This window comes from Natronococcus sp. A-GB7 (assembly GCF_029688865.1).
GTDB lineage: Archaea > Halobacteriota > Halobacteria > Halobacteriales > Natrialbaceae > Natronococcus.
This window is the reverse complement of sequence record NZ_JARUKV010000028.1, coordinates 58589-65444: the sequence shown is the minus strand read 5'-3', so window position 1 is coordinate 65444 and position 6856 is coordinate 58589. Positions and strand designations below refer to the sequence as shown.

At 57.0% G+C, this 6856-nt stretch carries 4 protein-coding genes and 1 pseudogene; 1 reads left to right on the top strand and 4 read right to left on the bottom strand.

The annotated features are described in order from the left end of the window. The 4 genes and pseudogenes from QA609_RS20495 to QA609_RS20480 all read right to left on the bottom strand — a co-directional run. Positions 1–297, bottom strand: a pseudogene (locus tag QA609_RS20495) (hypothetical protein); the annotation flags it as partial. Between the two features lie 347 nt (positions 298–644). Next, on the bottom strand, positions 645–2717 hold the full coding sequence (locus tag QA609_RS20490; protein ID WP_278304484.1) for a hypothetical protein: 2073 nt from the start codon (positions 2715–2717) through the stop codon (positions 645–647). Positions 2718–2792: 75 nt separating this feature from the next. Continuing rightward, positions 2793–3494, bottom strand: coding sequence for a hypothetical protein (locus tag QA609_RS20485; RefSeq protein ID WP_278304483.1), 702 nt, complete (start codon positions 3492–3494; stop codon positions 2793–2795). Between the two features lie 65 nt (positions 3495–3559). After that, entirely contained in the window at positions 3560–4318 is a 759-nt protein-coding gene (locus tag QA609_RS20480) for a DUF5781 family protein (protein WP_278304482.1), read from the bottom strand. Between the two features lie 204 nt (positions 4319–4522). Between QA609_RS20480 and QA609_RS20475 the strand changes: the two genes are divergently transcribed. Beyond that, positions 4523–6709, top strand: a complete 2187-nt coding sequence (locus QA609_RS20475; protein ID WP_278304481.1) for an elongation factor EF-2 — start codon at positions 4523–4525, stop codon at positions 6707–6709. Positions 6710–6856: the final 147 nt, after the last annotated feature.

Below are 6856 nucleotides of genomic sequence, written 5' to 3'. Positions count from 1 at the left end.
GCTTTCGACGCTCGCATACAGTTTTATTGAATTAGATATATCGAGGGCATACTTGTCCTCTGGAAGTTCCATTTTGCTGGTTGGACTCGATTCTGCTATCATTTGCCCAGTCGTATTATAAACGTATATCGGATTTTTTGTTGGAAGAGTGAGTTTCTTCGCTGTTATTTCGATTGCGTTTTCTATTGGATACGGTATCGATGTCTCCTCAACCCTCATGGGATCTACCGACTCGTCCGTCGTGAGCAGATATTGGTTCCGCTCGATCGGATCGATAACCCTTATTCCGTCTTCCATTGATTCAAATATCGGGTTCATTGGCGTTAGAGAGTGCAGATTTCGGCAGTTACCTTGTTATATATCCAACACGGCATTATGTATTATGTATCCTACACGCGACCCTTATTTATATTGATTTGACTTTTTAGAACTTCAAAATACAGAATGGATCTATGATTTCTTTGTAGGTTATATTAAAATAAATTCATTACGTGCCGGCACAATGGTCTGTATGTACCATGACGGACCTGACCCACTACCTGAAGAAGCACCCACGAATGATCGGCGTCCTGTTCACGATGCTACTGGCCATTTCGCAGGTCGGTACTGTCGCAGCAAACAACTCAACCTACACTGGCCCCTAACTACCACAACGAACTGATCGTCACGTCGCCACTCCAGTAAACCCTTCCGCCGACTATTACTGGAAACTGTCCTTGGTTAAAAAATTCCTCGAGTTGTGACTCTTCTATGTGCATCTGGCCGGTTTCTCCAGGCACGACATAGTAGCTGTCAATTGGACCTAGATGTGGAGTACTTATAGATCCTTTTTTTGCTTGGATAGAGTTATACATCTTTATATTCACTAAGTACTTTCCGTTCTGCTTCTCTATACTACAGACATTAGGTGCTTCAAGATCAGACTGGGCAATCGTGGTTTTGCCGTCGCCCACCATGTAATACTGCTGACCGACTAACGTTTCGTTCTGAGCGATATCTAGCGCGCCATATAACGGAAATCCCTGATTTAGAAGTTTTGCGATAGCATTCCCTACCTCAACCGCTCCACTATTAACAACATTGCCGTGTGTCACGATTCCGCCGATACTTCCTGCCTCAATCAGATGTAGTCCTTGCGTATGTGACTGGCATCCATTTAGAAAAAATGCTTTTATATTTGAATTCTTTATCTCTGACCCGTCCACCTTGCCATTATCACATTGAAATCCGCCTGTGTCGATATGTCCAATATAATGTAAAAAATCACTCTTTGTCATCAGCACATCTTTAAATTCGCTTGTGGATATGTTGTGATGAAACGTGACATCGAACGGTAGTTCGTCTCGATTACCATAGGTATCGTTGACAAATTCGGACTCCTCACTCATGCTATTGTCATTACAGATGACCTCAATATCAATTGGATCATCATGAGGAGTTCTACCGATGCTATTTTTAAAGGCTTCCAATGGCGCTGTGCTGTCAATATCCCCACCATTCGAACTATTCCACAGCTGTCGTATTAGTGGAGATGCTGAAATATCCCTCTGAGTTGATTCTGGTTCCGTATTACGGACCGGTTCCGTATTTCGGGTGCGGCCGCTTCGAGTAAAGTCGGAGATCGTTTGCGCTTCCTCTGAAACAGTCGGTGGCTGCTTTTCCACTTCGTTTATTTTGACTGCCGCGAGATCATTAGCTATGAACGGCAGAAATTCAGTTATTTGTGGACTCGGTCCGACATGTGTTTCGAATCGCCAGTTAGGAATTGCTGGTTCCAACTCAGAAAACGGAACCCTAAGATAGTTTTGAATTTGCTCCATTAACGGCTGTTCGTATAAATTTTGTATACTATGATTGAATAGTGGCTCTACCTGTTCTCGTTTCTGAAGCGGAAGTGGCGTCATACCTTCTGTTCTCACCACTGTATCAAGAAAGAAAATTTGCTTGAGGATTCGTTCGACCGTTTCTTCGAATCCTTCCGGCCCGTCGAGAGTGTGAGTGTATCCTTCGTCAGTTATTAGACGAGGTTCGGTTCTTGGCACGACTTTTGCTCCCAAATAGTACACCAGCGGGGAAACGACGAAGATTCGTTCGAGCTTTTTTGGAACTCCGATTTTGATACCGGTGTCCGGAACCGTTAGTCGATCAGGTACGTCCAGTTCGTCCCCTAATTCCACTGCAGGTGGGTGTCCGCGTAGGGTTGGATATGAGCGCTCTGCAGTCGTTGTCTTCAATGCTGAGCCAAACGCTGATACGGTACGCATCACGTCGGTTGGTGCTGCTGTAGTCGTAATTGTTTGTGAAGGACGAGTGTGATAGGAACGTGCGCCGAATGTTACCGGCGAGGGACTGTCTAGTGTAATATGTGTTCGTTCTGGATCAGAGTATATCTGGAGAGAACTATCGACGCGGGCATATACCTTCATAGAAACCGAGATGTCGAGAGTATACTCTCCCTCCGGCAAAAACGTCTGCTCGTCCGGTTTCACTTCGGCGACCATCGCCCCAGTTTCGTCGCGGACGTAGACGTGATGAGTCGTCGGTAGCGTGATCGTATCGGTCGTGATCCGAACCGCCGAGTCAACTGGATACTGTATTTCGTCGCAGTCGGCAGGTTCGAGCGACACTGGATCGTGGGTCGTCAGCCGGTACCGGTGGCGTTCGATCCGATCGATAATCTCGAGTCCGTCGGCCGTCGGCTCGAACGTCGGTTTCATCCGAGAACCGGCCCCGTGGCTTCGTCTCGAGCATCGGCCATCGGGGACAGTGCGTCTCCAGCCGACATGCTCTCGTTACAGCTGTCGCGTCGAAATCCAGCCCGAGCACAGCGATTCGTCCTTGAGCGACCACCGCTCCTGACAGACGCCGTTGTGCGCCCGAAGCTCGACGACGACGTCGAAAAGCGGCGTGAGAACCGGGACGACCTCGTTCTCCCGATCGACCGGGAGCCGGTAGTGGATCATGCCGTCGGATCGTCTCACCCGCCCGTTAGTGAGGTGGATAAACCGAAACACGCGTTCCGTGCCGTACGTCTCGAGCAGCGGGAGCAGCGAGTCGACACCGATCCGAAGCTCGGAGGGTTCGAGCCCGTTCGCGGCGGTTTCGAGCGACTCGATCGCACTCGAGATCCCGATCCCGAGGTCGGCGAGCGTCTCGGTGGTCGTTACGGGAACGCCGACCGACGGCGTCGGCGCGTGACCGCTGGAGGCGGCGCTAGCGCTTCGAACGTCGATCTCGTGTCGGACGATGCGGTGGCTGTCCGAGGGCGTCTCGTCGACGAGTGACTCGATCGGTGCGCTCTCACCGGTCGTCGACACCAGAATCCGTCGACGTGGACGGTCCGTGGCGTGTCCGAGCAGTCGGCGGCAGGTCTCGGCCTGCTGGCTCGCCCGGGTCGACCCGACGACGAGGACGCTCGCTCCGCGGCGTTTCAGCCGCGCCAGTTCCTCGATAAACGCGTCGTCCGGTCCACGGGCATCTGTCTCGGAGAGCATTGCCAGTATGTTCCATACTAATGAGGTGTAAAACATTAAACGTTCGGGTAGCTGACGACGGGGAGCTAGGCTTCACTCGCCGACTCCCCCTCGCCGACGTACGCCCGCGTCGCGTCGACGAGGACCTGTCGGTAGCTGCTCGAGTCGGGATCCCTGGTCAGCTCGCGGAACCGACGCTTGAACGCCTGGAACGGCACGTCGGGGGCATCCACTGCGGCGACGTGGGCGAGATCGTACAGGCGGTGATCCGGCTCGACGAGGTCGTGTCGCTCCGCAAGCGCCAGGGCAAACGCCGCGTTGACGGCCGTGATCTCGGGATCGGCGCTCGCCGAGAGCCTCGTTCGGCCGCTCTGTGGCGTGTTTCGGGGTCGGTCGACGACCGCCGCCGCGAGACTCGACTCGAGAAACGAGAGGAGCTTCTCGCCGGGGCCGACCGAGAGCGTGATGTCGTCGGCGTAGATATCCTTCATGTGGTTTGCGATCTGGTAGCAATGAGAGAGCTTGCGGCGCTCGACGCTTTTCCCGGCCAGTGCGAGGTACAGCACCTCCTCGGTCGACTGGGTGTGAGAGGGGTGGCTCTGTTCGTATCTGGCCATGTGGGCGAACTCGTGGAGGGCGAGCTCGCGGGCCATCGCGCTCGAGGCGGCCTGTCGGGAGATGTTCAGGACGTGTCGGTCGTCGTAGTGACCGGCCCAGGTCCGAACGTCGGGGTCGTCGCGTAGCTCGACGTCGACCGGCAGCGAGAGGTCGTACTCGGTCTCGAACAGGTCCCGGGCTCCGAGAAAAGGGGCGGTCGGCCCCGAGCCGTTGACGCGGATATCCATGTGTGGCCGTATCACGGGCCGTGACTGTATGGCTCTTACGCCCGTCGTCGATCCTCACCGCGGTCCGCTATCGAACAGGGGGATTACTGTGTGCTATTCACTCACGCAAATTAGTCTTTCGTCGCTCCAGAGCACGATACGCGCCGAATCCCCCCGACGACGAAACACTACCCTTTTGACCCCGCTACCGGTATTGGGGGGTATATGGGCCGACGCAAGAAGATCGTCCAAGAGTGTGAACGGCTGATGGACGAACCGGAGAACATCCGGAACATCGCCATCGCCGCTCACGTCGATCACGGAAAAACGACCCTCTCCGACAACCTTCTCGCTGGCGCGGGCATGATCTCCGACGAGACTGCCGGCGAGCAGCTCGCGATGGACACCGAGGAGGACGAGCAGGAACGTGGGATCACTATCGACGCAGCAAACGTTTCGATGACCCACGAGTACGAGGGAACGAATCACCTCATCAACCTCATCGACACGCCGGGTCACGTCGACTTCGGTGGCGACGTCACCCGTGCGATGCGCGCCGTCGACGGTGCGCTGGTCGTCGTCGACGCCGTCGAGGGTGCCATGCCCCAGACCGAGACGGTTCTGCGCCAGGCGCTGCGCGAGGGCGTCAAGCCGACCCTATTCATCAACAAGGTCGACCGCCTCATCTCCGAGCTCCAGGAGGGACCAGAGGAGATGCAGCGCCGACTCGTTTCGGTCATCAACGACGTCAACGAACTCATCCGCGGGATGACCGAGGATATGGACGACATCGACGACTGGACCGTCTCCGTCGAGGACGGCACGGTCGGCTTCGGCTCCGCGCTGTACAAGTGGGGCGTTTCGATGCCGTCGATGCAGCGCACCGGGATGGACTTCGGCGACATCATGGAACTCGAGCGCGGCGACGAGCGCCAGGAGCTCCACGAGCGAACGCCGCTGTCGGACGTCGTGCTCGACATGGTCTGTGAGCACTTCCCGAACCCCGTCGACGCCCAGCCCCGTCGTATCCCGCGCATCTGGCGCGGCGACGACGAAACCGAGCTCGCGGAAGGGATGCGTCTCGTCGACGAGACCGGCGAGGTCGTCTTCATGGTCACCGACATCGGGATGGACCCCCACGCGGGCGAGATCGCCTCCGGTCGCGTCTTCTCGGGCTCCCTCGAGAAGGGCCAGGAGCTGTACGTCTCCGGGACCGCCGGCAAGAACCGTATCCAGTCGGTCGGCATCTACATGGGTGGCGAGCGCGAGGAAGTCGAGCGCGTTCCCGCCGGGAACATCGCTGCCGTCACCGGTCTCAAGGACGCCATTGCCGGTTCGACGGTTTCCTCGATCGAGATGACGCCCTTCGAGTCGATCGAGCACATCTCCGAGCCGGTCATCACGAAGGCCGTCGAGGCCCAGAACATGGACGACCTGCCGAAGCTCATCGAGACGCTGCGACAGGTCTCCAAGGAGGACCCGACGATCCAGATCGAGATCAACGAGGACACCGGCGAGCACCTGATCTCCGGACAGGGTGAGCTCCACCTCGAGGTCATCACTCAGCGTATCGAGAAGAACCAGGGGATCCCGGTCATCACCGGCGAACCGATCGTCGTCTACCGCGAGCAGCCCCAGCAGGCGAGCGACGAGATCGAAGGCATCTCGCCGAACCGCCACAACCGCTTCTACGTCTCTATCGAGCCGATGTCGAACGAACTCGTCGAGGCGATCCAGCTCGGCGAGGCGTCGATGGATATGCCCGAACAGGAGCGCCGTGAAGCCCTGCAGGACGCAGGCATGGAGAAAGACGACTCCCAGGAAGTCGAGCACATCCACGGGACGAACATCCTCATCGACGACACGAAGGGTATCCAGCACCTGAACGAGACGATGGAACTCGTGATCGAGGGATTCGAGGACGCCCTCAACAACGGTCCGCTCGCAAACGAGCCGGTGCAGGGGACGCTCATCCGGCTGCACGACGCCAGGCTCCACGAGGACACTATCCACCGCGGTCCGGCGCAGGTCATCCCGGCGACCCGAAACGCGCTCCACAAGGCGCTGATCGACGGGAAGATCAAGCTGCTCGAGCCGATGCAGGACGCCCGTATCGACGTGCCAAACGACCACATGGGTGCCGCGTCCGGCGAGATCCAGGGTCGTCGTGGCCGCGTCGACGACATGTACCAGGAAGGCGATCTGATGGTCGTCGAGGGGATCGCCCCTGTCGGCGAGATGATCGGCTTCGCGAGCGACATCCGCTCCGCGACCGAGGGTCGTGCCTCCTGGAACACCGAGAACGCCGGCTTCGAGGTCATGTCCGACTCGCTCCAGCGCGAGAAGATCATGGAGATCCGCGAGCGCAAGGGCATGAAGCTCGAGCTGCCCGAGATCATCGACTACATCTAAGGCCGATTCGGTTCGCACGAGGTGTGAACCGCTCGTCTCTCTCTCTGTGCGGTTCTTCCGTTCTTCCCGATCCTGACTCTCGCTACCGCTTCTCGACTTCTCAACCGCCCGGCCCAACTCGAGACGGTGTCTTCTTGCTCCCGCTCG